This window comes from Rhizobium altiplani (assembly GCF_001542405.1).
Lineage (GTDB): Bacteria > Pseudomonadota > Alphaproteobacteria > Rhizobiales > Rhizobiaceae > Rhizobium > Rhizobium altiplani.
This window is the reverse complement of the sequence record NZ_LNCD01000042.1, coordinates 46822-69575: the sequence shown is the minus strand read 5'-3', so window position 1 is coordinate 69575 and position 22754 is coordinate 46822. Positions and strand designations below refer to the sequence as shown.

At 59.6% G+C, this 22754-nt stretch carries 23 protein-coding genes; 20 read left to right on the top strand and 3 right to left on the bottom strand.

The genetic code is table 11. From position 1 onward, the window contains the following. The first annotated feature begins 3 nt into the window (after window positions 1-3). A complete protein-coding gene (locus AS026_RS08890; protein WP_025658411.1) occupies window positions 4-912 on the top strand; it encodes a LysR family transcriptional regulator in 909 nt (302 codons plus the stop codon). 9 nt (window positions 913-921) lie between these two features. Here AS026_RS08890 and AS026_RS08885 read toward each other — a convergent pair whose 3' ends face one another. After that, on the bottom strand, window positions 922-1830 hold the full coding sequence (locus tag AS026_RS08885; RefSeq protein ID WP_062369423.1) for a helix-turn-helix domain-containing protein: 909 nt from the start codon (window positions 1828-1830) through the stop codon (window positions 922-924). A gap of 86 nt (window positions 1831-1916) precedes the next feature. Between AS026_RS08885 and AS026_RS08880 the strand changes: the two genes are divergently transcribed. The 6 genes from AS026_RS08880 to AS026_RS08855 all read left to right on the top strand — a co-directional run bounded on the left by AS026_RS08880 (window position 1917) and on the right by AS026_RS08855 (window position 8621). After that, window positions 1917-3194: an ABC transporter substrate-binding protein gene (locus AS026_RS08880; RefSeq protein ID WP_062369421.1), complete on the top strand. Its 1278-nt coding sequence runs from the start codon at window positions 1917-1919 to the stop codon at window positions 3192-3194. 76 nt (window positions 3195-3270) lie between these two features. Beyond that, window positions 3271-4131 carry a carbohydrate ABC transporter permease gene (locus tag AS026_RS08875; RefSeq protein ID WP_062369418.1) on the top strand — a complete coding sequence of 287 codons (861 nt, stop codon included), beginning with the start codon at window positions 3271-3273 and terminating at the stop codon, window positions 4129-4131. After that, complete coding sequence (locus AS026_RS08870) at window positions 4128-4964, top strand: carbohydrate ABC transporter permease (protein ID WP_062369415.1); 837 nt, start codon at window positions 4128-4130, stop codon at window positions 4962-4964. Before AS026_RS08875 ends, AS026_RS08870 begins: the two co-directional genes overlap by 4 nt. Before the next feature lie 14 nt (window positions 4965-4978). Beyond that, window positions 4979-6064: an ABC transporter ATP-binding protein gene (locus AS026_RS08865; protein WP_062369412.1), complete on the top strand. Its 1086-nt coding sequence runs from the start codon at window positions 4979-4981 to the stop codon at window positions 6062-6064. Between the two features lie 44 nt (window positions 6065-6108). Continuing rightward, window positions 6109-8112 (top strand): aldo/keto reductase, encoded by a 2004-nt coding sequence (locus AS026_RS08860; protein ID WP_062369410.1) that lies wholly within the window; start codon window positions 6109-6111, stop codon window positions 8110-8112. 170 nt (window positions 8113-8282) lie between these two features. Then, a complete protein-coding gene (locus AS026_RS08855; RefSeq protein ID WP_062369409.1) occupies window positions 8283-8621 on the top strand; it encodes a DUF2147 domain-containing protein in 339 nt (112 codons plus the stop codon). Window positions 8622-8657: 36 nt separating this feature from the next. Here the strand turns inward: AS026_RS08855 and AS026_RS08850 are convergent, their stop codons facing one another. Beyond that, the gene (locus tag AS026_RS08850; protein ID WP_018855542.1) at window positions 8658-8969 is read right to left on the bottom strand and encodes a hypothetical protein; all 312 of its coding nucleotides are present in this window, start codon (window positions 8967-8969) and stop codon (window positions 8658-8660) included. Between the two features lie 442 nt (window positions 8970-9411). Beyond that, window positions 9412-10563, bottom strand: a complete 1152-nt coding sequence (locus AS026_RS08845; RefSeq protein ID WP_062369408.1) for an alpha/beta hydrolase — start codon at window positions 10561-10563, stop codon at window positions 9412-9414. Between the two features lie 229 nt (window positions 10564-10792). Between AS026_RS08845 and AS026_RS08840 the strand changes: the two genes are divergently transcribed. The 13 genes from AS026_RS08840 (at window position 10793) to nuoE (ending at window position 22754) form a co-directional block, all read left to right on the top strand. Continuing rightward, a complete protein-coding gene (locus AS026_RS08840; protein ID WP_062369407.1) occupies window positions 10793-11851 on the top strand; it encodes an AI-2E family transporter in 1059 nt (352 codons plus the stop codon). A 386-nt stretch (window positions 11852-12237) separates the two neighbouring features. Then, a complete protein-coding gene (locus tag AS026_RS08835) occupies window positions 12238-12738 on the top strand; it encodes an NADH-quinone oxidoreductase subunit J family protein (RefSeq protein WP_062369406.1) in 501 nt (166 codons plus the stop codon). After that, window positions 12738-13040 carry an NADH-quinone oxidoreductase subunit NuoK gene (gene nuoK / locus AS026_RS08830; protein ID WP_018855546.1) on the top strand — a complete coding sequence of 101 codons (303 nt, stop codon included), beginning with the start codon at window positions 12738-12740 and terminating at the stop codon, window positions 13038-13040. The genes AS026_RS08835 and nuoK overlap by 1 nt, the downstream gene beginning before the upstream one ends. 4 nt (window positions 13041-13044) lie before the next feature. Further along, window positions 13045-14508 carry a monovalent cation/H+ antiporter subunit D family protein gene (locus AS026_RS08825; RefSeq protein ID WP_062369405.1) on the top strand — a complete coding sequence of 488 codons (1464 nt, stop codon included), beginning with the start codon at window positions 13045-13047 and terminating at the stop codon, window positions 14506-14508. Continuing rightward, window positions 14505-14759, top strand: a complete 255-nt coding sequence (locus AS026_RS08820) for a hypothetical protein (RefSeq protein ID WP_025658423.1) — start codon at window positions 14505-14507, stop codon at window positions 14757-14759. The genes AS026_RS08825 and AS026_RS08820 overlap by 4 nt, the downstream gene beginning before the upstream one ends. Continuing rightward, the gene (locus AS026_RS08815) at window positions 14752-16509 is read left to right on the top strand and encodes a Na(+)/H(+) antiporter subunit D (protein WP_062369404.1); all 1758 of its coding nucleotides are present in this window, start codon (window positions 14752-14754) and stop codon (window positions 16507-16509) included. Before AS026_RS08820 ends, AS026_RS08815 begins: the two co-directional genes overlap by 8 nt. A gap of 9 nt (window positions 16510-16518) precedes the next feature. Beyond that, complete coding sequence (locus tag AS026_RS08810; protein WP_062369403.1) at window positions 16519-17994, top strand: NADH-quinone oxidoreductase subunit M; 1476 nt, start codon at window positions 16519-16521, stop codon at window positions 17992-17994. After that, on the top strand, window positions 17991-19430 hold the full coding sequence (locus AS026_RS08805; protein WP_062369402.1) for an NADH-quinone oxidoreductase subunit N: 1440 nt from the start codon (window positions 17991-17993) through the stop codon (window positions 19428-19430). Before AS026_RS08810 ends, AS026_RS08805 begins: the two co-directional genes overlap by 4 nt. A gap of 161 nt (window positions 19431-19591) precedes the next feature. Beyond that, window positions 19592-19957 (top strand): NADH-quinone oxidoreductase subunit A, encoded by a 366-nt coding sequence (locus tag AS026_RS08800; RefSeq protein ID WP_025658427.1) that lies wholly within the window; start codon window positions 19592-19594, stop codon window positions 19955-19957. After that, a complete protein-coding gene (locus AS026_RS08795; protein WP_025658428.1) occupies window positions 19945-20448 on the top strand; it encodes a NuoB/complex I 20 kDa subunit family protein in 504 nt (167 codons plus the stop codon). The genes AS026_RS08800 and AS026_RS08795 overlap by 13 nt, the downstream gene beginning before the upstream one ends. Continuing rightward, entirely contained in the window at window positions 20445-20981 is a 537-nt protein-coding gene (locus tag AS026_RS08790; RefSeq protein ID WP_062369401.1) for an NADH-quinone oxidoreductase subunit C, read from the top strand. Before AS026_RS08795 ends, AS026_RS08790 begins: the two co-directional genes overlap by 4 nt. 28 nt (window positions 20982-21009) lie before the next feature. Beyond that, window positions 21010-22224 carry an NADH dehydrogenase (quinone) subunit D gene (gene nuoD / locus AS026_RS08785; RefSeq protein ID WP_062369400.1) on the top strand — a complete coding sequence of 405 codons (1215 nt, stop codon included), beginning with the start codon at window positions 21010-21012 and terminating at the stop codon, window positions 22222-22224. A gap of 17 nt (window positions 22225-22241) precedes the next feature. Then, window positions 22242-22754 carry an NADH-quinone oxidoreductase subunit NuoE gene (gene nuoE, locus AS026_RS08780; protein ID WP_062369399.1) on the top strand — a complete coding sequence of 171 codons (513 nt, stop codon included), beginning with the start codon at window positions 22242-22244 and terminating at the stop codon, window positions 22752-22754.

Below are 22754 nucleotides of genomic sequence, written 5' to 3'. Positions count from 1 at the left end.
AGCATGGGATTGGACGGTTTCAGGCTACGCCACCTGAAGATGCTCGTGGCGCTCAGCGAGCACGGAAAGCTCGGTGTCGTTGCAGAGATGTTCGGCGTCTCGCAGCCGGCACTGTCGAGGACATTGAACGAGTTGGAGCAAATGTCCGGACACCAGCTCTTCGAGAGACACAACCGTGGACTTATCCCCACCCCTCAAGGAGAGGTGATCGTTCGCCACGCCAAGATGTTGATCTCCGAAGCGCAGCGCGCCGAATACGAAATGGTGGTCGCTGCAGCCGGGCAGGGCGGCAGCGTCGCGTTCGGAACGATCATGACCCCAGCCGCCGACTATGTCGCCCCCGCGCTCAAACGTATCTTCCAGACCCATCCGACAATCGACATCAGCATCGCTGTAGGAAGCAGCGACGTGCTGCTCGAGGACGTGCTGAGCAGGAGGCTCGACTTTGCCGTTTGCCGAATTCCGAGCGGCATGAACCCACTCTGGTTTGATTATCTGCCTGTTGGCCAGGAGACGCTGCGCGTCATCGTGGCGGTGGATCATCCGCTCTCGGCCAAACCTGTCGTCACCGAGGACGACCTCCGGCACCAGAGCTGGGTGCTGCAGCCGCATGGCTCGTTCCTCAGGCAGGTCATTGATGATTTCATCCGGCGCCATGGCATCGTACCGGCCAGCGTCGTTTCGACCTCCGATGCGCTCCTGACCATGCTGTTGATCCTGCAAAGCCAGCGGCTCGGCATCTTCGCCGAGCCTGTTGCCGCGCTCCTCGAGAGGCATGGTCTCGTCAAGGCGCTGCAGATCGAGGGAGACATCTCCGTTCCGGGTTTCGGCCTCATCAAGCTCAAGGAACGGGAACTGTCGGCCTCCGCCGAGCTAGTCTACAACGTGTTTGCCACGACACGAAATCTGTGAGGCCATGGACTAGGGCGCATACTGCGTGACCATGCGCGCATCCCGACGAAAATCGGAGGGCGACATGCCGGCGATATGGCGGAACGACTTGTTGAAGGCGCTGATCGACCCGAAGCCGCTGTCCATCGCGACCTGCAAGACGTTCGCCTCATCGTTCATCAGCATTGCCTGCGCCCGTGACAGACGCAGCAGATTGACATATTTGCTGAGCGTCATGCCTGTCGTCTTCTTGAACAGGTTCATCGCATATTTCGGATGAAGATCGGCGGCGCGAGCGATATCGACCGAATCGATTTCCTGCAGGAAGTTGACGGCGATGAAGTCGCACATACGCGCCACGCTTCGCGACGATTGCGGGTAGCATTGCTCGATATCGTCGGCATCCGTCGGCCCGAGGGTCGGGATCATGGAATAGGGTTCGAGTGCGATTCGCTCCACCCGCAACAGCATCTCGTCGACGGCGTGCTGCGCCTTGGCGGGATCGCCGGATTTGGTATAGCGCACCCAGCGCGGAAAGTTCTCGAGGTCGGCCGCATCAGTTGCCGAGGTGAACAGGATCTCACCATTCATCAGTCGGCTGGAGATGTTGATCGGCAGGCGCATACGGAAGAAATAGACCAGTGGCAGGTGGCCGCCGGCATAGATTGCGTCCTCGGAACAATCGTCCATCTGGTGCGGTTGCCCACCCCAAAACAGGCACATATCGCCCGCCTTCATCGAGATTTTCTGGCCGTTCATGCGGTAGTGCACGCTACCCTGCATGATATAATTCACTTCGACCTGCACATGCCAATGAGGCATGAGCATCACTGGTGGATGGTTGTGAAACATCTGAAGGGCCGTCGGCAAACCCTCGATGCTGCTCGCTCCCGGTTGATAGACTGCCCGCCTTACGATCTTACTTTCCGCCAAGTCCATGTTCCCTTTTTAGGAGACAGCGGCTCCCTTGTAGATAGTCTAGCCGCGTTCGCTAAGGGACGGCAATTGAAAAGGGAGGATTTTCAATGCGCTTCAAACTCATCGGTGCGACCGCTGCAGTCGCACTTCTTGCTTCCGGTTCTGCCTTCGCACAGCAGTCGGGCAATCTGACCATCTGGAGCTGGAACATCGCCGCATCGGCGCTGAAGTCCACGCTCGAAGGCTTCAACAAGCAGCATCCTGACATCAAGGTCACCGTCGAGGATCTCGGCAACCAGCAGGTCTTCGACAAGATGCTGGCCGCCTGCGCCGCCGGTGGCGAAGGACTGCCCGACATCGTCAGCGTGGAAAACTTCGAGGCGGAAATCTTCTGGAGCCGCTTCCCAGACTGCTTCGCCAATCTGAAAGAGTTGGGCTACACTCCCGAAATCCAGGCGAAATTCCCGGATTTCAAGCGCACGGAGCTTGAAGTCGGTGATGTCGCTTACGCCATGCCGTGGGATTCCGGTCCGGTCGCCGTTTTCTATCGCCGTGATTTCTATGAAAAAGCCGGCGTTGATCCGTCTACGATCAAGTCCTGGGACGATTTCATTGCTGCTGGCAAGAAGATCTCTGCGGCCAATCCGGGCGTCGTCATGGCGCAAGCCGACTTCAACGGCGACAGCGAATGGTTCCGCATGATTTCCAACGAGCAGGGCTGCGGCTATTTCTCGACGGACGGCCAGACGATTACCATCAATCAGCCGGCCTGCGTTGCGACACTCGAAAAAGTCAAGCAGATGAAGGACGCCGGAACGCTGACGGCAGCCATCTGGGACGAGAAGATCCAGGCCAATACCGCTGGCAAGGTGGCAAGCCAGATGTATGGCGGCTGGTATGAAGGCACCATTCGCTCCGGCTCGCCCGACCTTTCCGGCAAGTGGGGCGTCTACATGATGCCAAGCCTGACGCCAGATGGCCCGCATGCTGCGAATCTCGGCGGCTCGTCGCTTGCGATCGCTGCCAATTCCCAGAACAAGGAAGCAGCCTGGACCTACATCAACTACGCACTTGGCACCAATGAGGGCCAGGTGACGATGCTGAAATCCTTTGGCCTCGTCCCGTCGCTGTTGACCGCAGTCCAGGATCCGTTCGTCAACCAACCACAGGCCTACTGGCACGACCAGAAGGTATGGGCCGATATCCTTTCGACCCTGCCGAAGATCGTTCCAAGCCGCGGGACGCCGTTCCAGACGGATGCGGACTCGATCTACAGGGCAGCGCAGACCAAGTACTTCGCCGGCGGCTATCCTGATGCGAAGGCCGCGCTTGACGACGCCGCAAAACAGATCGCGACGGCGACCGGTCTTCCCCTTGCGAAATGAGTAACGGTGCCGGGCGTCGCTTGGCGCCCGGCCTCCATCCTCAGGGATGGCTCGTCTCGTCTGTGAGGAGAATAGAATGCCGATCCGGAACCGGAACGCCTACGCTTTTCTTGCGCCCTATCTCTTGGTATTTGCCACCTTCTGGATATGGCCGATCATCAGTTCGTTTCTGACCTCGTTTCAGAATACGCGTGTCAATCCCTGGAAATTCAGTCCCGGCGTTAACTGGGGTCGTCTCATTGGTGACCCTGCCTTTTACAACGCGCTCTACAACACGCTGATCATCCTGGTCATCCAGGTGCCGGTCATGATCGCGATAGCGACCGTCATGGCGGTCCTGCTGAACTCCCCGCTTCTAAAGGCGCGGCCACTGTTTCGCTTTGCGTTTTTCGCACCCGTCGTCGTCGGCGAAGTGGCCTATTCCGCAGTCTTCCGCCTGATGTTCAGCTTCGATTTCGGGATCATCAACAAGATTATCACCTTGGTTGGCCTCCCGGCGGTCTCCTGGTTTGACAATGCGAACGCCGCAATGGCCCTGATCATCATCGCGGTGACGTGGCGCTGGGCTGGCTACAACGCGATCATCATACTTGCCGGCCTGCAATCCATTCCAGACGACGTCTACGAGGCAGCAACGCTCGATCGCGTCAGCAAGACACAGCAGTTCTTCCACATCACCCTGCCGCTCCTGAAACCGATCATCCTGTTTTGCGTCATCCTGTCGGTCATCGGCACGATGCAGCTGTTTACCGAGCCATTCTTGATCACCAATCGAGGCGGCCCGGGCGGTGGAACCGAAACGCTTGGCCTGCTGCTTTATCGCGAAGGTTTCCGCTCTCTCAATTTCGGATACGCCTCCGCTGTCGCCTACACGATGGCAGCTCTGGCGGTGGCGATTTCGCTGCTCAACCTCTGGATCGGAAGGGAACCCAAATGAGATCGAAGTCTCAATCCCTGCTGCTGCGACAGATCGCTCTTCATGCCGTCCTGACGCCGCTCGCCATCATCTGGCTGTTTCCGCTATGGATGATGTTCGTCTTTTCCACGATGTCGGATTTCGGCATCTTCAGCCCCGAGATTGTGCTCTGGCCGTCGACCAATTTCGTCGAGAACTTTAAAAACCTGCAGGCGGACACCGACTTCCTCCGCGCGATGTTCATCTCCATCGGCGTCGCGGCGATCTATACGTTCCTGTCGGTGCTTCTCACTTCGATGGCCGGCTGGGCGCTGGCGCGCTACCGCTTCGTCGGGCGGTCGATCGTCATTGGCATCATTCTTGGGACCATCACGCTGCCCTTTGCCGTCGTGGTCATCCCGCAGTTCATCATGGTGGCCCGCGAATTCAGGCTGGCCAACACGTGGATCGCCTTGATTGTCCCGCCGCTCTTCAATTCCCTCGGCGTTCTTTTCATGCGTCAGGCCTTTTCGATGATGCCCGGCGAGCTCTTCGATGCCGCACGTGTCGAGGGCGTCAAGGAGTGGCAAATCTTCCTCCGCATCGCCCTGCCGCTTGCAAGGCCGACGATGGCCGCGCTGGCCATCATCCTCTTCCTGCACTCCTGGAACAACTATCTCTGGCCGCTCCTCATCAACTCCAAGCCCGGAATGATGACGGCGCCTGTGGCCCTTGGAACGCTGATCGGCCTGACCAAGGTGTCCTGGGGAGGCATCATGGCGGGTGCGATCATGCTGACAGCCCCGATCCTGGTCGTCTTTGTGTTCCTGCAACGCCACTTCATCGCCGGCATCGCGGCCGGCGCAGTCAAATAATCGGGGAACGCCTGATGTCGGAACTTTCGTTGAAAAATGTCGTCAAGCGCTTCGGCACGCTGGAAATCATCCATGGTGCCAATCTTGAAGTGAAGGACGGCGAATTTGTTGTCTTCGTCGGCCCTTCCGGCTGCGGCAAGTCGACATTGCTTCGCATGATCGCGGGCCTTGAGGATATCTCGGGCGGCGAGATCAATATCGGCGGCAAGGTCGTCAATGACGTCGAACCTGCCGAGCGCGGCATCGCCATGGTCTTCCAGTCCTACGCGCTCTACCCGCACATGACTGTCGAGGAAAATCTGAGCTTCGGCCTGCGCATGAACGGCAACCCGAAGCAGGATACGGAAAAGCGCGTCAAGCACGCGGCCAACATCCTGCAGATCAACGAGTTGATGCAGCGACGGCCGAAGCAACTGTCGGGCGGCCAGCGCCAGCGCGTCGCCATCGGCCGCGCCATCGTGCGCGAACCGCAGGTCTTCCTGTTCGATGAACCGCTGTCGAACCTGGATGCCGAACTGCGGGTGCAGATGCGTGTCGAGATATCACGACTGCACAAGCAACTCGGTACGACGATGATCTATGTTACCCACGACCAGACCGAAGCGATGACGCTCGCCGACAAGATCGTCGTCCTGCGGGCCGGCAACATCGAGCAGGTGGGCGCGCCGCTCGACCTTTATGATGATCCCGCCAACCAGTTCGTTGCCGGCTTCGTCGGTTCGCCGAAAATGAACTTCCTCAAGGCCGAAATCCTGGAACAGAATGCGGCAGGCGTCACCGTTGCGGTCGCCGGTGACAAGAATGTTCGTCTGACCATGCCGTTAACAGGCGCGCTCGAGGCTGGCCAGTCGGTAACGCTTGGGTTGCGCCCGGAGCACTTCGTCGACGCGGGGCAGGGCGATGCGGATCTTACCGTCACGATCGATGTCGCTGAACACCTCGGCAACACCAGCTACATCTATGCGACCACGGCGGCAGGCGAACAGCTGATCATCGAGCGTCCTGAATCGCGGGCGGCCGGCAATCGCAACACGCTGACTGTCGGTCTGAGCGCCAACCGCAGCTTCCTGTTCGACAGCGCCGGCAACCGCCTCCGGTGACTGCCACCTCATCCCAAGACCTATTCAATGAAAGAGGAATTCCCATGAGCACAGACCAACCGATCCGTTGGGGCATCATCGGCCCGGGTACCATCGCCCGCACCTTCGCGGACGGTATCGCCCATTCGCGCACCGGAAAGCTCGTTGCCATCGCCACCCGCAATCCGGAAAAGCCGGGGCTTGTCGAAAACTTCCCAGGCGCCCGGATCGTCAAAGGCTATGACGCGCTGCTGACAGATGCAGAGATCGACGCGATCTATATCGCGACCCCTCATACCGGCCATGCTGAATGGGCGATCAAGGCGATCCGGTCAGGCAAGCACGTTCTTGTCGAAAAGCCAATTGCGCTTTCCGCGTTCGATGCCGATGCGATCTATCATGAAGCCAAAAAGGCAGGCGTCTTCGCCGGGGAAGCCTTCATGTATCGGGTTCACCCGCAGACGGCCAAGATCGTCGAACTGGTCAAGAGCGGCGTCATTGGCACTATACGGATCATCCGTTCGAGCTTTGGTTTCAACATGGGCTCGTTCAAACCCGAACACCGTCTCTTTTCCAATGATACCGCCGGTGGCGGCATCCTCGACGTCGGCGGCTATCCGGTCTCCATGGCGCGGTTGATTGCGGGTGCTGCCGAGGGCAAAGCGTTCCTCGAACCGGACAAGGTCTCCGGTGTCGGCCATCTCGGTCAGTCGGGTGTCGATGAATGGGCCTCCGCGGTCCTGAAATTTCCGAACGGCGTTATCGCCGAAGTGTCCTGCTCCATCATGGCGCAACAGGACAACACGCTGCGCATCATCGGTTCGGAGGGTCGCATCGAGGTCAAGGACTTCTGGTTTGCCTCCGGTCACAAGGGCGGCGTCGGTCGGATCGAGATCTTCAAGGGCAGCGAGCAGCAGACCGTCGAGGTCAAGGAAGACCGCTGGCTCTATTCATTTGAAGTAGACGCAGCCGGCGATGCAATCCGAGCCGGCGAAAAAGAATTCCGCGCACCCGGCATGGGCTGGAGCGATTCCATCGGAAACCTGCGCGTTCTCGATCAATGGCGCGCCTCGATCGGCCTGGAATATGGGGTCGAGAAGTCAGACAGGCGGACCACGAACCTTGCAGGCGGTATCGTTCGGCGTGGCAGCAGTATTCCACAGCGGCAGATCCCCGGCATTTCCAAGCCTGCTTCGGTCGTCACTCTCGGCTTCGAGTTTTTCCCGAATTTCGCTGCCGCGTCGCTGACCCTCGACGCCTTCTACGAGGCAGGCGGCAACGTCTTCGACACGGCCTTCGTCTATGGCGGCGGCAAAACGGAGGCCATCTTTGGTGATTGGCATACGAGCCGGAAAGTTCCGCGCGACGAGATCGTGCTGATCGGGAAGGGCGTTCACTCCCCACTTTGCTATCCCGATGTGATCAGCAAGCAGCTCGATCAGTCGTTGAACCGACTGAAGACCGATTACGTCGACATCTACTTCATGCATCGCGACAACACCGATATTCCGGTCGGCGAGTTTGTCGATGCTATGGACGCGGAAGTCAGGCGCGGTCGGATCCGCGGCATTTTCGGCGGGTCGAACTGGACCCGCGAACGCATGGACGAAGCTGCAGCATATGCGGCCAAGAACGGCAAGACGGCGCCGGCTGCCCTATCCAACAACTTCTCGCTTGCCGAAATGCTTGATCCGATCTGGGCTGGATGCGTGGCGGCCTCTGACGACGACTGGAAGAAATGGCTGAACGCAAAGCAGATCCCGAACTTCGCCTGGTCGAGCCAGGGCCGAGGCTTCTTTACCGACCGTGCGGGCCGCGGCAAGCACGACGATGAAGAAATCGTCCGTTGCTGGTATTCGGATCGCAACTTCGACCGCCGGGACAAGGCCATCGAGCTGGCAACCAAGCTCGGCCGCAGCCCGATCCATATCGCGCTCGCCTATGTGATCGCCCAGCCTTTCCCGGTCATTCCCCTGATCGGGCCGCGCACTATCGCCGAACTGGAAGACAGCCTCTCGGCGCTCGACATCAAGCTCACACCAGAACAGGTGAGGTGGCTGGAACCCTGAGCCGACAGCAACAATCGCCCGGGTCTGCCTAACACCAGTCCCGGGCGCATGACCTGCCGAGACAGCAAGGGGAGCACGCAGCGCTGGAGCGGGGCGCCATCGGGGCGTATAGTGGAACGCTTTAGGCCTCCCACGGCCTCACCCTGATTGCCAAAGAAGGGGAGCAAACCATGCTAAGGCTGGCACTGATCACCGCGCCAATGGCGCTCGTGACCTTCACCGCTCTGGCTCAAGAGCCTGTTGTGGGTAACTGGAAGACACAAGTCGGCACCACCGCGACCATCGACGAATGCGCCCAAGGCTACTGCATTACCATGAAAACCGGGAATAATGCGGGAAGGCGCATAGGCTCATTCAAAGGCAGCAACGGCAATTTCACCGGCAGCATTGTCGAGCCCGAGAGCAAGAAGACATTCACTGGCGTACTGACCCTGAGCGGCGACACCGTGCGTATGCGCGGCTGCACGATGAAGGTGATCTGCGTCTCGCTTATCTGGACGCGATTGTGACGGGTAATCCGAACTGATGCCGGCTCTTGTGAGCCGTCAGTTGTTTCGCCTCACCTCATCGATGACCTGCCGGTATTCCTCCGCGATCGAGATTGCCGCTTTTGCGACCAACGGATTGACTGATTTGCGATCAATAGCATCAGAGCAGGCTTCAAATACGCCGCGCAGCTCGCTCTCGATCCAGAAGAGTTCCGGGTAGTGCTCCACCAAAACCTGCGGGAGAAATTTTGCTTTCTCTCTCATGGACTTGGAGCAGACCAGTATGTCCGGATCTGCAGTGGTCGCATCGAGAATCGCTGCTTCAAGCTGACCAGTGGCGCTGACGATATCGGTAACCAAAGCCGTCATTTTTCCCTCCTGACAAAGGAACCCCGGCAAAGGTCATGCATACGCCGTGCCAAACTGGTGAAGGGCGGCCTTACGACTGCAGAAAGACGCCCTTGGCAGCGTTCGATGCCGAAGTGTTGATCTGACGTGCCGTTTCCCCGATCCCGCCGCGAACTAGTTTCTGTCACAACTGGTGGCAGGCTATGTAGGGGTGGATGCAATGAAAACGCTTCGAAAAATGATGTGCCTGGGAATAGTGGTCGCCGTCGCGGGCGTCGCAACGGCGTGTTCGACGAGCTCGGAGGCTCCCAGGACGACGGGGTCAGTCGGGTATGGCGCTCACAATGCCGACTTTGCACTGCGGCCAGCGTGCAGTGGCGGATTTGGCAACGATCGGCCCTGCAGTTACTGAAGCAAGCGAAGCTGGGGCCAAGCGCATCGCGCCGGCAATCCGGCACGATGGCTATTGGCTGGCGGCTGCCTGTGTGATCCCGCCCAGAATGCGGCTCGGCAGAAAAACGATCAGCGATGCAGCGCCTTCGATCACCGATGCGCCGTCGGCAAGCATTGTCTGGCCGGCGGGGGGCTCGTCATCTCTGATAAGACCACGCATCAAAGTATCATTGTTGACCACGTCCATCAGCGTCGGTGAACTCGCAAAGACGCTGTGTGTGCCGCCATCAACAGCAGAGACATCGATGACCGCGATCTCTCTCGCCTGAAGGACGGCGAGCTCGGAGCCACTGCCGACGCGCGGACGGCCGCCTGCCAATCGCCGGGAAAACCCGAGCGCGCGATCACGGCGCGAGACGATGATTGTAAACGGTCTCGGTATGTCACCAATGTCGTCAAGCTGGCTGAGGAACACGTCGACATCGATATCGGGCGCAGCAAGAACCACGCCCCCCAGCCGCTTCAATGCACTGGTGCGCCCCCTGAGGGCGAGATCGCGCAGGGCCTCGGTGACGACATAGGCGCCCATGGAATGTCCAACCAGGATTATTCGCTTCGCATTGGTTTCGGCTGCGATCTCGATTGTTTCGGCAAGGCCCCGCCGGCCAACAAGGGCGCTGTCACGATCAAAGACGTAGAGCGGAACCGACGCGCCTGACGGCCAGGCGTAATGCAACGAGACCGACTTGACATCGAAGTCGTAGCTGATCTGGGCGTTTCGAAAGACACTGTCGGCGAAGTTGTTGTTGTAACCGTGGACGAAGATGAAGATCTCACGGTTTTCAGGCGCCTTCTGCGCCAGCGCCGCATTCAGCCGTCGGATGAAGTCCTCTCGCCCGGCAATTGGCTGATAGGTTCGTGCCGAAAAGTGCCTTCTCGGATCGGGGGCCCTGCCACTTTTCTCGACGCGGCCGGCAACATGGTTTTGCGGGATCCCAACGTCGATTTCTGCAAAATTCAGCGTATTCGACCGCTCAGCCGAGTATGGCAGGGAGAGATTGTTGGATCGGGCGCGGTTGGTCGCGACATAGATCGGAACGATGGCTCGCGGTTCTGCGCCTGATGATGATGCGACGGGGAGGCCAAGGACCGCACGCGGTCCTCCACAACCGACGAGAGCCAACAGGATGACAACAATGACCGACAAACGGATTGAGGACACGGGCTCGACCTAATCTTCTGGCAAGCTAATCAAAAGGGTCAACAACAAAGACAAGCGGTCCGGTCGCTCCCGTGGCAACATGCATGAGCCGAAGCACGTCATTGTTCTAAGCTATCCGCAGCAGTTGCGGTAGATAAATTCCAGTCCTGCGCGAAGTATTCAATTTGCCGTCGAGCTCCGCTATCATCGGCCGGCATCCGGAAACTCTATTACTATTCAAGGGGCGAGCATGCAGGAAGCTGGCGGTGGTCGCATGATCGGTTCGATAGCAACCGGTATTTTGGTGCTTGCTTTGCTTTATGTCGCCCAATCGATCTTTGCGCCCCTGATCTTTTCGCTCTTTGTCATAGCGCTGGTCTGGCCATGCCAGGCCGCCCTGCAGCGCTGGCTTCCCAAGCTCGTCGCCCTCCTGATAACACTGATCGTCACAATGACCGTTATCGTCGCGATCGGGTCTGCGGTAGCGTGGGGGTTTGGCAAGCTCGCGCAATGGCTGTTCGTCAATGCTGACCGTTTCCAGGCGGTCTATGTCGACTGGACAAATTGGCTGGAGGAGCGGGGCCTTGCGGTCGCTGGTCCCCTGGCCGACCGTTTCGATGTTGCCTGGCTGGTTGGTTTCGTGCAGGGAATGGCCGGCCGCTTGAACAGCTTTGCCGGCTTTGCGCTGCTGGTCTTCATCTTCGTCATGCTCGGCCTCCTCGAGGTCGAGGACCTTAACAAACGCCTTGTCTCTCCCGCAGCGCAACCGCACGGAATGCGTATCCTGACTGCCAATCGCGTGATTGGTGCCAAGCTGCGTCGTTTCATGACCGTGCGGACGTTTGCCAGTATCCTGACCGGACTGGTGGTCTGGCTGTTTGCGCTGGGTGCGGGGCTTGAACTTGCCACCGCTTGGGGCGCGATCGCATTCGCGCTCAACTACATCCCCTTCCTCGGACCGTTTGTCGCAACCGCGCTCCCAACGCTGTTTGCCATTGCCCAATTCGAGAAATGGCAATCCGTGGTCTTGATTTTCGCAAGTCTGAACGTGATCCAGTTCATCATCGGGAGCTATCTGGAGCCGCGCCTTACCGGCGCGTCGCTGGCAATATCTCCCTTTGCCGTCATTTTCGCAGTCTTCTTCTGGAGCTTCATGTGGGGCATCTCCGGTGCCTTCATCGGCGTGCCTATTCTGATCGCCTTCATCGTCTATTGCGCAGGCACGCCATCTGGAAAGTGGATCGCGACGCTGCTGTCGGGCGGTGCAAACGCACACCCAGATCACGGCGTGATGAAGCAGGATCTGTAGCACATCGAGTGCCTTCCGGAGGCTCGCTGACGTGCAACCAATATCGCGCTCGTCAAGCCTCAGATATGGGTTGCGTGAACCTCACCCTGCGCTTGACCAGCTCCGATAATGTGCTTTCGGTTTTGAGCCAGCGGCTAGACGGAGTTTCCTGGCGCGTCGCAGCGACGCAGAGCGCGCAGGTGACGGAACCCGTGGCTCCCCCGCCAGTGGTTCTCTTGAGCATTGTTCGCCCTACGCGGGTTGGCCCGCGCTTTCTGCCACCATGACAATAATCTTGTGAAAGATCCGAGACTAGGGCACAATTTATAAATGCACCTCAGGTGCGCAACTATCTCAAATCCGGCCATCTCGCGCTGGGTGACGGTTTGCGTGGGAGGGTCGCGTCGATGGGTCAGGGGTTTTTTCTTCTGTTCGCGACGGTGTGCGTGATTGCGGCCCTCATTGTGGTCGTGGCGCGCAATCCCGTTCATAGCGCATTGGCGTTGATGGCCTGCTTCCTGCAGATCTCGGCAATCTTCATCCTGCTTGATGCACCGTTGCCCGCCGTCATCCAGATATTCGTCTATGTCGGCGCGATCATGGTCCTCTTCCTGTTCGTGATCATGATGATCGATGTACGCGAAGCCGTGTTGCAGCGGTTCTTGCCGGGCCCCAACCTGCCCGCTCTTGTGCTGCTGGTCCTGCTTGGGATCGAGATGCTTGCGTTGGTGCTCTGGAGCAGCCGCTTTTCGGTTGCGTTGCCCCCCGCAATATCAAGCGGCGACACGGTCAGGCAACTTAGCACGGCGCTTTTCGCCGACTACCTGCTGCCGTTTGAAACAGCCTCCGTCATCCTGCTGGCCGCCCTGGTCGGCGCCATCGTGCTGGCGAGAAAGGACGAGCGATAATGGTTCCGCTCTCCTGGTTCATCCTGCTCGGAGTGGTCGTCTTCGTGATTGGGGCCGCCGGCGTCTTGCTGAGACGCAATATCCTGGTCGTACTGATGTCGCTGGAGCTGCTGCTCAACTCGGTCAACATCAACTTCATCGCATTTGGGCGCCAGCATGGCGATTTCCGCGGCCAGGTTTTCGCGATCTTCGTCATCGCGATCACCGCGGCGGAAGTTGCAGTCGCCCTTGGCATCCTTGTCGCCTTTGTGAGGAACAAATCCACTCTCAAGGTCGACGATGTGACGATGATGAAAGGATAGCGGTTTGGACCCGGTGACATCGATCCGGCCGCTGCTTGCCATCGCCATACCAGGTCTGGCGGCCCTTGCGATTCTCCTTTTGAACAACCGCGAGAAACTCCGCGACACCGTCTCGCCGATCGCCGCGGTCGCCATGTTTACGATTGTCGCCTCGATGGCACCAACAGTGCTTTCCGGCGGGACAATCGACTTGCGCCTGTTCGAGATCCTGCCGGGGATTGACTTTGCCTTCCGGGTCGACGCGCTCGGCATGGTGTTTGCCACCGTCTCATCGCTGTTGTGGATCGCGGCGGCGATCTATTCCATAGGCTACATGCGACATTTGAAGGAGCACGCGCAGACCCGGTTCTTCGCCTGCTTCGCCAGCAGCCTTGCGGCCGCCGCCGGCGGCGCCTTCGCGGCCAATCTGTTCACACTGGTGATCTTTTACGAAGTGCTCAGCCTCGTTACCTACCCGCTCGTCTATCACCACGAGGACGAAGCGGCATGGACGGGCAGCCGCAAATACCTCGTCTATCTGATGGGCGCCTCGAAGAGCGCACTTCTGGCCGCTCTGGCGCTGACCTACTCGATTGCGGGATCGCTCGACTTTGTGGCGGGTGGTCTGCTGGCGGGGGGTAATGCTACTGCAGCGCTGCTGACGGTGGTCTACTTCTGCTATCTCTTCGGCTTTGCCAAGGCTGCGGTGATGCCGATGCACGCCTGGCTGCCAGCCGCGATGGTGGCGCCGACACCTGTCAGCGCGCTCCTGCATGCCGTGGCCGTCGTCAAGATGGGCGTCTTTTGCGTATTGCGGGTGGTTTTTCACGTCTTCGGCACCGGGCTGATGGGCAGTCTGCATCTTGGCATCGCTACGGCGTATCTGGTCTCGTTCACGATCCTGATGGCGTCTGTCTACGCGCTCACGCGGGACGACCTGAAGGCGAGGCTCGCCTATTCGACGGTCAGCCAGCTCTCCTATATCGTGCTCGGCGCGGTCCTGCTGTCGCCGGTCGCCATGGTCGGCGGCATCATCCACATTGCGGCGCACGCCTTCTCCAAGATCACCCTGTTTTTCTGCGCCGGGTCGATCTATTGCGCCTCGGGGAAGCGCAACATCAGCGACATGGCCGGGATCGGCCGCCGGCTGCCCTGGACGATGGGGGCGTTCTTCGTCGGGTCGCTGAGCATGATCGGGGTGCCCCCGACCGCGGGTTTCGTCAGTAAATGGTATCTGACGCTGGGCTCCATGCAGGCGGGGGATGTTGCCTTCCTGATCGTGCTTTTGGTGAGTTCGGTTCTGAACGCCGCCTATTTCCTGCCAGTGACCTATCTCGCCTTCTTCAGGACGGAGGCGGAGGGGAGCCCGGAAACGGTCCGGGAAATTCCGATGATGACGATCCCGTTGGTCGCAACCGCGATCCTGTCCGTCTCGATGGGTGTCTTTCCCAACTATTTCCTCGCTCTGGCGGAAGGAGTTGTCAGATGATCAAGCGCGTGGTCGATTTCTTTGGCGAGGAGAGATATGCCAGCCAGCGACGCCGTCTGTTCTACCTTGCGCTTGTTCTTATCGTCATCGCGGACTTTCTGGTCCCGCGCGAACACGCAGAATATCTCTGGGACCGCCTGCCGGGCTGGTCGGCCGTCTACGGATTCGTATCCTGTGTACTGCTGATCTTCGTTTCCAAATTCCTCGGCCATCAGGGTGGGCTCATGCGGCGCGAGGACTATTATGATTGACTTCGCCCATCCCGCCCTGCTGTTCATTCTCGGTGCCGTGCCGATCCCTTTCCTTAAGGATCCGATCCGCAGGATCTATCTGGTGCTGGTCCCGCTGCTGGGCCTGCTTGCAGTGGTCACAATGCAGCCGGGCAGCTACGGGGCGACGCAGTTCCTGGGGCAGGACATCCTGATTGCCAGGGTCGACAAGCTCAGCATCGTCTTCGCCACGGTTTTTGCGATCATGGCTCTGATCGGAACGGTCTACGCCCTGCACCTGTCTCACCCCGGCCAGCACGTCGCGGCGTTCGTCTACGTCGGAAGCTCGCTTGGCGTGGTGTTCGCCGGCGACTACCTGACCCTCTACCTGTTCTGGGAAATCATGGCGTTTGCTTCGGCCTATCTGGTCTTCGCACAGGGAGGTCAGCGAGCCATCGGCGCCGGTTTCCGGTACATTATGGTCCATGTGACGGGGGGCGTCGTCCTGCTTGGCGGTATCATTCTCCATGGACATTCAACAGGATCGCTCCTCTTCGGACCGATCGGGGAAATGGGCACCGGCACTTACCTGATCCTTGCAGGGTTCCTGCTCAACGCTGCCGTACCACCGCTCAACGCCTGGCTGACAGACGCCTATCCCGAGGCGACCGTGACGGGAGCAGTGTTCATGAGCGCCTTCACCACGAAGACCGCGGTCTATGTGCTCGCCCGTGCCTTTCCAGGAACCGAGCTTCTTGTCTGGCTTGGCACCGCGATGGCGCTTTACGGCGTCGTCTATGCGGTCCTGGAAAACGACTGCCGGCGCCTCCTGGCCTATCACATCGTCAGTCAAGTGGGCTACATGGTGGCCGGCATCGGGATCGGAACCGAGTTGGCGGTTAACGGGGCCACAAGTCATGCCTTCGCGCACATCCTCTACAAGTCCCTATTGTTCATGGGCGCCGGGGCGGTGATCTATGTTACGGGCAGGCGCAAGCTGACCGAACTCGGCGGGCTCTACAAGAGCATGCCGGTAACCGTTGCACTCTACATGATCGGTGCTTTCGCGATCTCGGCATTTCCATTCTTCTCGGGCTTCGTGACCAAGTCGATGGTGATTGCCGCTGCGGGCGAGGATCATCGGGCGCTCGTGGTGCTGGCCCTGACCATGGCGTCCTCCGGCACTTTCCTGCACACCGGGCTCAAGCTACCCTATTACATGTTCTTCGGTACGGACCGGAAGCTTCAGGCGCGGGAGCCGCCAGCAAACATGCTGGTCGCAATGGCCATGGCGGCCGCACTCTGCATCGCGATCGGGGTTTTTCCGCAGCCGCTCTACGCGCTCCTGCCATACCCGGTCGACTTCGAACCCTATACGGGATCCCATGTCACCGAGAGCCTCGGCATACTGATGTTTACCGCCCTGGGTTTTATACTGTTCCTCAGGGCGCTCGACCCCGAGAATACGATCAGCCTCGACACCGACTGGTTCTATCGCAAGGGAGCGCGGGCATTCATGTGGTTCGCCGAAAAGCCGCTCGCGCGCTACGAGCAGGCGGTGAGCAACGCATCGGAGACAGCAGCGCTGCCTCTCCTCAATCGCGCGGCGCGGGCAGGACTGCGGATCGATGTCGTCGCCGTGGATGGCGTCGTGAACGGCGTCGCCCACTCGATCCTGCGCGGTGGCGGGGCGCTGCGGCGGCTCCAGACGGGCGTCGTGGCCCATTACGCACTGGCGATGATTGTCGGTGTGATCGCAGCCACCGTCATTCTCGCCGTGGCGTGGCGGTAGGGGGCGTTCATGGGGTTGCCGCTGCTCAGCCTCATCGTATTCACGCCCGCCATCGGGGCAGGGGTGCTGATGCTTCTGCGCAGCGAAGATGCCATCAGATGGACAGCACTGGGCATCGCGATCCTCGATCTCGTCCTCTGCATCATCATGCTTGCGAGTTTTGACACCACGACGCACGCGATGCAGTTCACCGAAAGACACCTCTGGGTGCCTGCGCTTGGGATCAGCTATGCGCTGGGCGTGGACGGGATCAGCGCGCTTTTCGTATTCCTGAGCGCGCTCCTTGGCGCGATCTGCGTGCTCGCCTCATGGGCCGCGATTGACCGGAGGGTGAAAGCGTTCATGGTCAGTCTACTAGCCATGCAGGCGCTGATGCTCGGAGTGTTCTGCGCGCTCGACCTGTTCCTGTTCTATGTCTTTTGGGAAGCGATGCTGATCCCGATGTACCTCATCATCGGCGTCTGGGGTGGCGAGGGCCGGGTCTATGCGGCATTCAAGTTCTTCCTCTACACCTTGGCCGGCAGCGTCCTCTTCCTGATTGGCGTCATCGTGCTCTATTTCAATGGCGGCGAGACCTTCGACATCCTCGCGCTGACAGCGCAGGATTTGCCGTTCCGGATCCAGTCGTGGCTGTTCTTCGCCTTCCTGGTCGCCTTTGCAGTCAAGGTACCCATGGTTCCGCTCCACACCTGGCTGCCGGACGCCCATGTCCAGGCCCCGACGGCAGGCAGCATCATCCTTGCCGGCGTGCTTCTGAAGATGGGAGCCTACGGTTTCCTCAGGTTCTCTCTGCCGATGCTACCGGAAGCGTCGGCATATTATTCCACGCTGATGCTGGCGCTTTCGGCCCTTGCGATCGTCTACGGCGGGCTGCTTGCGCTTGCGCAGGATGATCTCAAGAAACTGGTCGCCTATTCAAGCATCAGTCACATGGGCTTCGTGACACTGGGGATCTTCACGCTGAACCTGCGCGGGCTCGAGGGCGCCATCCTCCAGATGTTCAATCACGGCGTAACGACGGGCGCGCTGTTCCTGTTCGTCGGCGTGATCTACGAGCGGACACATACGCGCAGCATCGCGGATTATGGCGGGTTGATGAAGGCAGCGCCTGTCTATACCGCGTTCTTCCTGCTGTTCACGTTGTCGTCGATGGCGCTCCCGGGAACGAATTCATTCGTGGGCGAACTGCTCGTGCTGTCAGGTGGCTTTGCGGCCAACCTTGTTGTCGGTGCGGCAGCCGTCTTTGGCGCCTTGCTGGGCGCGGCCTACCTGCTCGGCATGTATGGGAAAGTTGCGCTTGGTCCGGCAAACGTCAGTGCGAAGTTCAAGATACGCGATGTCAACGCCCGCGAGATGGCGGCGATCCTGCCGCTGGCGCTCTTCGTGCTCTGGGTCGGCTTTTATCCAAAGCCCTTTCTCGGCATCATCGACGCCTCGGTGAAGCAGCTCATGCTACATGTGCACGGTGAGGGGAGTGTCCAATGACTGCTGCCGCGCTCTTGCAGTCGATTGTAGCAAGCCTGCCCGAAATCGTGGTTGTCACGGGGGCCTGCATCCTCCTCATCCTCGGACAGCTTGTCCGGAAAGGGCAGGAGCAATTCCTTCTTTCGGCATCGGTCGCGGTGGTACTGACAGCCGCTATCCTGACGATCATGCTCGCCGGCGAGGTGCGCCCCGCTTACACGGGCATGTTCATCGCCGACCGTTTTTCGGTCTTTTTCAAGATGGTCTTTTATCTGGCCACCGTTCTGACACTCCTCCTTTCCAGAAAATATGCGGAGATCGAAGGCATCGGGAACAGCGAGTATCATGTCCTGTTGCTCCTTGCGCTTTCAGGAATGATGATCATGGCCTCGGCGATCGATCTCCTGTCGATCTATGTTGGCCTCGAACTGATGGCGCTTTGCACCTATGTTCTGACCGGCTTCCTGCGCAAAGAACGGCGGTCGAACGAAGCAGCGCTGAAATATGTGATCCTTGGCTCGGCCTCGACCGGGATTTTCCTTTATGGCGTCTCGCTGGTCTACGGGCTGACCGGCACGACGCAACTGGATGGGGTCGCTGCGGCTGTGACCGGTGCCCGGCCCGATCCCGGATTGTTGCTTGCTGTCGTCTTCATTGTCGCGGGGCTGGTCTTCAAGGTCGGCGCGGTTCCGTTCCACATGTGGTTGCCGGACGCCTATGAAGGAGCGCCGACAACCATCACCGCCTTCATGTCTGTCGGACCAAAAGCGGCGGGTTTTGCAGTGATCCTGCGTGTGTTTCTCAACCCGCTGGTCGCAGCCTCAAATGCCTGGATCATCGTCGCGGTCATCGCTGTCGCGACGATGGCGCTCGGCAGTTTCTCAGCGCTGGTGCAGGATAATTTCAAGCGCCTGCTCGCCTATTCCAGCATTGCCCATGCCGGCTTCGCCCTATTCGGCGTGGTTGCCGGCGGCGCAGATGGAATCGCCAGCGTGATGCTCTACCTGCTGATCTACTCGTTCATGAATCTCGGCATTTTCGGGACCATCATCATGATGCGCAACGGCAATTTCTCGGGCGAGACTATCGATGACTATGCCGGTCTTTCCAGGTCGCATCCCGGGCTGGCGCTTTTGATGCTACTCTATCTGTTCTCACTGGCGGGCATTCCACCGACGGCCGGATTCTTCGCCAAGTTCTACGTGCTTGTCGCGCTGGTCGAGCAAGGGTTCGTCATACTGGCGGTGAGCGCAGTACTGCTCAGTGTTGTGGCGGCCTATTTCTATATCCGCATCGCCATGCTGATCTACATGCGCGAACCCAAAAGGTTGTTCGCCCCCGCACTGTCTCCCTTATTGCGCGCCACGCTTGCTTTTACAGCTGCCGGCACCATAGGAATTGGCCTGTTTCCGGCATGGTTTCTGAGGCTTGCCCAGCACTCGGTATTTGGCGGCTGATCTATTGAATTTGCAATGATCCACCCGACGGAATACACTGACAATTCTAGAAAGGATTGCCAAAGTCGCTCCCTGGGCGACCGCACATCCGGTTCCGAACTGGCGCCGGCGGCGGCCTGAAAAGAACCCTCGGTGGGCGACCGCAGCAATGCGATACGGCTATGACTGCAATGGAATTCCTGCCAGTCCTCGTCATGGTCGCCGGAGTTGCTCTGGTGACGGGAGCAACGCTTTTTGTCTCGTCACTGCTGCGGCCATCCAATCCCTATCCTGCAAAGAACGTCGCCTATGAATGCGGCATGGACCCGGCCGGCGAAGCCGCCGGCGGCCGTTTCAGGGTGCAGTTCTTCATGCTGGCGATCCTGCTGGTGGTCTTCGACGTCGAGACGATGTTTCTCTTTCCCTGGGCCGTCGTCCTGAAGGACATCGGTCTGGTCGGCTATGTCGAGATGTTCGTCTTCATGTTGCTGCTGATCGTGGGTTTCGCCTACGCCTGGCTGAAGGGAGCGCTGGAATGGGAGGCGTAGGCGATGCGATCCGCGACAGCGTGCTGTTCACGACTGCCGACAGCATCATCGGCTGGAGCCGACGCTCGGCGCTGTGGCCAGAGACCTTCGGCATTGCCTGCTGCGCCATCGAGATGATCTCGGCAGGATGCGCGCGTTACGACCTCGACCGGTTCGGCGTGGTGTTCCGGCCTTCGCCGCGCCAATCCGACGTGATGATCATCGCCGGTACCGTGACCCGGAAATTCGCTCCCGTCGTGCGCCGGCTTTATGACCAGATGCCGGAGCCGCGCTGGGTGATCGCGATGGGCACCTGCGCGATCTCGGGCGGGGTCTACAATACCTATGCGGTGGTGCAGGGATCGGAAACCTTCGTGCCGGTGGACGTGCATGTCCCCGGCTGCCCGCCTCGGCCCGAGGCGCTGATGCACGGTTTCCTGCTGCTTCAGGAGAAGATCAAGAAATCCCGCGCGCTGGCCGGGACGCCTCTCGATCGGATTGCAGCCTCATGAGCGTCAAGTCGGCTTTCAATCCCGTTCTGGTCATGGAACATTTCAACGCCGCAATCGAGGATCTCGGCGCCAGACACGGTATTCATGCCTTTGCCGTTCCACCGGAAATGATCGTTGTGTTCTGCCGATTTCTGAAACAGCACCCGGCGCTGCAGTTCAATTTCCTGTCCGATATCTGTGGCGTCGATCATTACCCCGAGCTGCCACGCTATGAGGCCGTGTACCACCTCTATTCGCTGGAGAACAAATGGCGCGTGCGCATCAAGTGCCGCCTCAGTGATCCGCCAAGCGTCCCGTCGGTGACGGGCATCTGGCGGACGGCCAACTGGCATGAGCGCGAAGCCTGGGACATGTACGGCATCAAGTTCGAGGGTCATCCCGATCTGCGCCGGATTTACATGTGGGAAGGCTTCGAGGGCTTTCCCCAGCGCAAGGATTTCCCCTTGAGGGGCTACAAGGACAAACTGAATCCCTTCGGTGCCGAAGGTCCGCCGCCGACGCAGCCGGACATCGCCACCAGGGACATCCCATAAGGAGGCCGTTCTACGCCGGAGGGTTGAGATGACCGAAGTCACCGAGCTCAGCAGGCCGCAAGGCGAAGCGCTCCACACCAAGGAAGTGCTTCTCAATCTCGGCCCGCAGCACCCCAGCACTCACGGGGTGCTCCGGCTCGTTCTCGAACTGGACGGCGAGTATGTCGAGCGCGTGGACCCGCACATCGGCTACCTCCACCGCGGCACGGAAAAGCTCGCCGAGAGCTTCACCTACACCCAGATTTTCCCGCTGACGGACCGGCTCGACTATCTCTGTCCGCCGTCGAACAACCTGGCCTTCGCGCTGGCGGTGGAGAAGCTCCTCGGCATCGAAGCGCCGATCCGCGCTCAGTATATCCGCGTGATGATGGCCGAACTGGCAAGGATTTCCGGTCATCTTCTGATCACGGGTGCGCTGCCAATGGATCTCGGTGCAATGACTGCGCTGCTCTACGTGATGCGTGAGCGGGAAATGATCATGGACTTGCTGGAGATGATTACCGGCGCGCGCATGCACACGTCCTTTTGCAGGGTTGGCGGAGTGCGCGAGGATCTGCCCGACGGCTTCCTGCCCAAGATCAGGGAGTTCTGCGACATCTTCCCGAACCGGATCCGCGACTATGAGCGATTGCTCGAAGATAACAGGGTCTTCCTCAAGCGCACGAAGGGGATCGGCGTGATCTCCGGCGAAGATGCGGTCAATCTTGGTCTGAGTGGCCCGAACCTGCGGGCCTCAGGTGTCGACTGGGATATCCGCCGCGACGAGCCCTACGAGATTTATGAAAGGCTCGCCTTCAACGTCATTACCCGCAACGAGGGCGATTGCTATGCGCGCTGGCGGTGCCGCGTTGACGAGATGCGCGAGAGCATCGCGATCATCGAACAATGCCTCGAGCAGATGCCGGACGGCCCGTTCCAGATCGACATGCCGACGATCGCGTTTCCCGTGGACAAGGAACGCGTGCATTGTTCGATGGAGGCCCTGATCCAGCATTTCGACCTGTCGGCCTACGGCTTTGACGTACCCAAGGGCGAGGTCTATTCGGCGATCGAGGCGCCAAAGGGTGAATTGGGCTTCTACATTATCAGCGATGGGTCACCGAAACCGTTCCGCATGAAAGTGCGCGCCCCGTCCTTCGTCAATCTGCAGGCGCTCTTCGGGGTGACCAACGCACACTACCTGGCCGACATGATAGCCGTGCTGGGTAGCCTCGACCCGGTGATGGCGGAGGTGGACAAGTAACTGGAGATCTGGATGCAATGAGCATGCGCGAAAAAATAGAAGCAGCGGCAACGCGGTATCCGAACCAGCGCTCAGCGATCATGCCCGCGCTTCTGATCGCGCAGAAAGAACATGGTTATCTGCCAGGCCCCGTGCTCGAGGAGGTCGCCGACATCCTCGGCGTCGAGCGGATCTGGGTTTACGAGCTGGCGACCTTTTACACGCTCTTCCATACCGAACCGATTGGCCTGTTCCACCTGCAGCTCTGTGACAATGTTTCCTGCATGCTGTGCGGCTCGGAGAGCCTGCTGAAACATCTCGAAACGGTGCTGCAGATCAAAAAGGGAGAAACGACCCCGGACGGGCTGTTCACACTTTCGACCGTGGAATGCCTCGGGGCCTGCGAGATGGCTCCAGTGATGCAGGTTGGCGACGACTACCATGGCAAGCTGGATGACGCGCGGGTGAATCAACTGCTCGACAGTCTTCGGGCAGGAGTGTCGCGAGCGGCAGGCATCGAGCCCGCTTCGGCGCGGCCGCCGGGAGAGTAA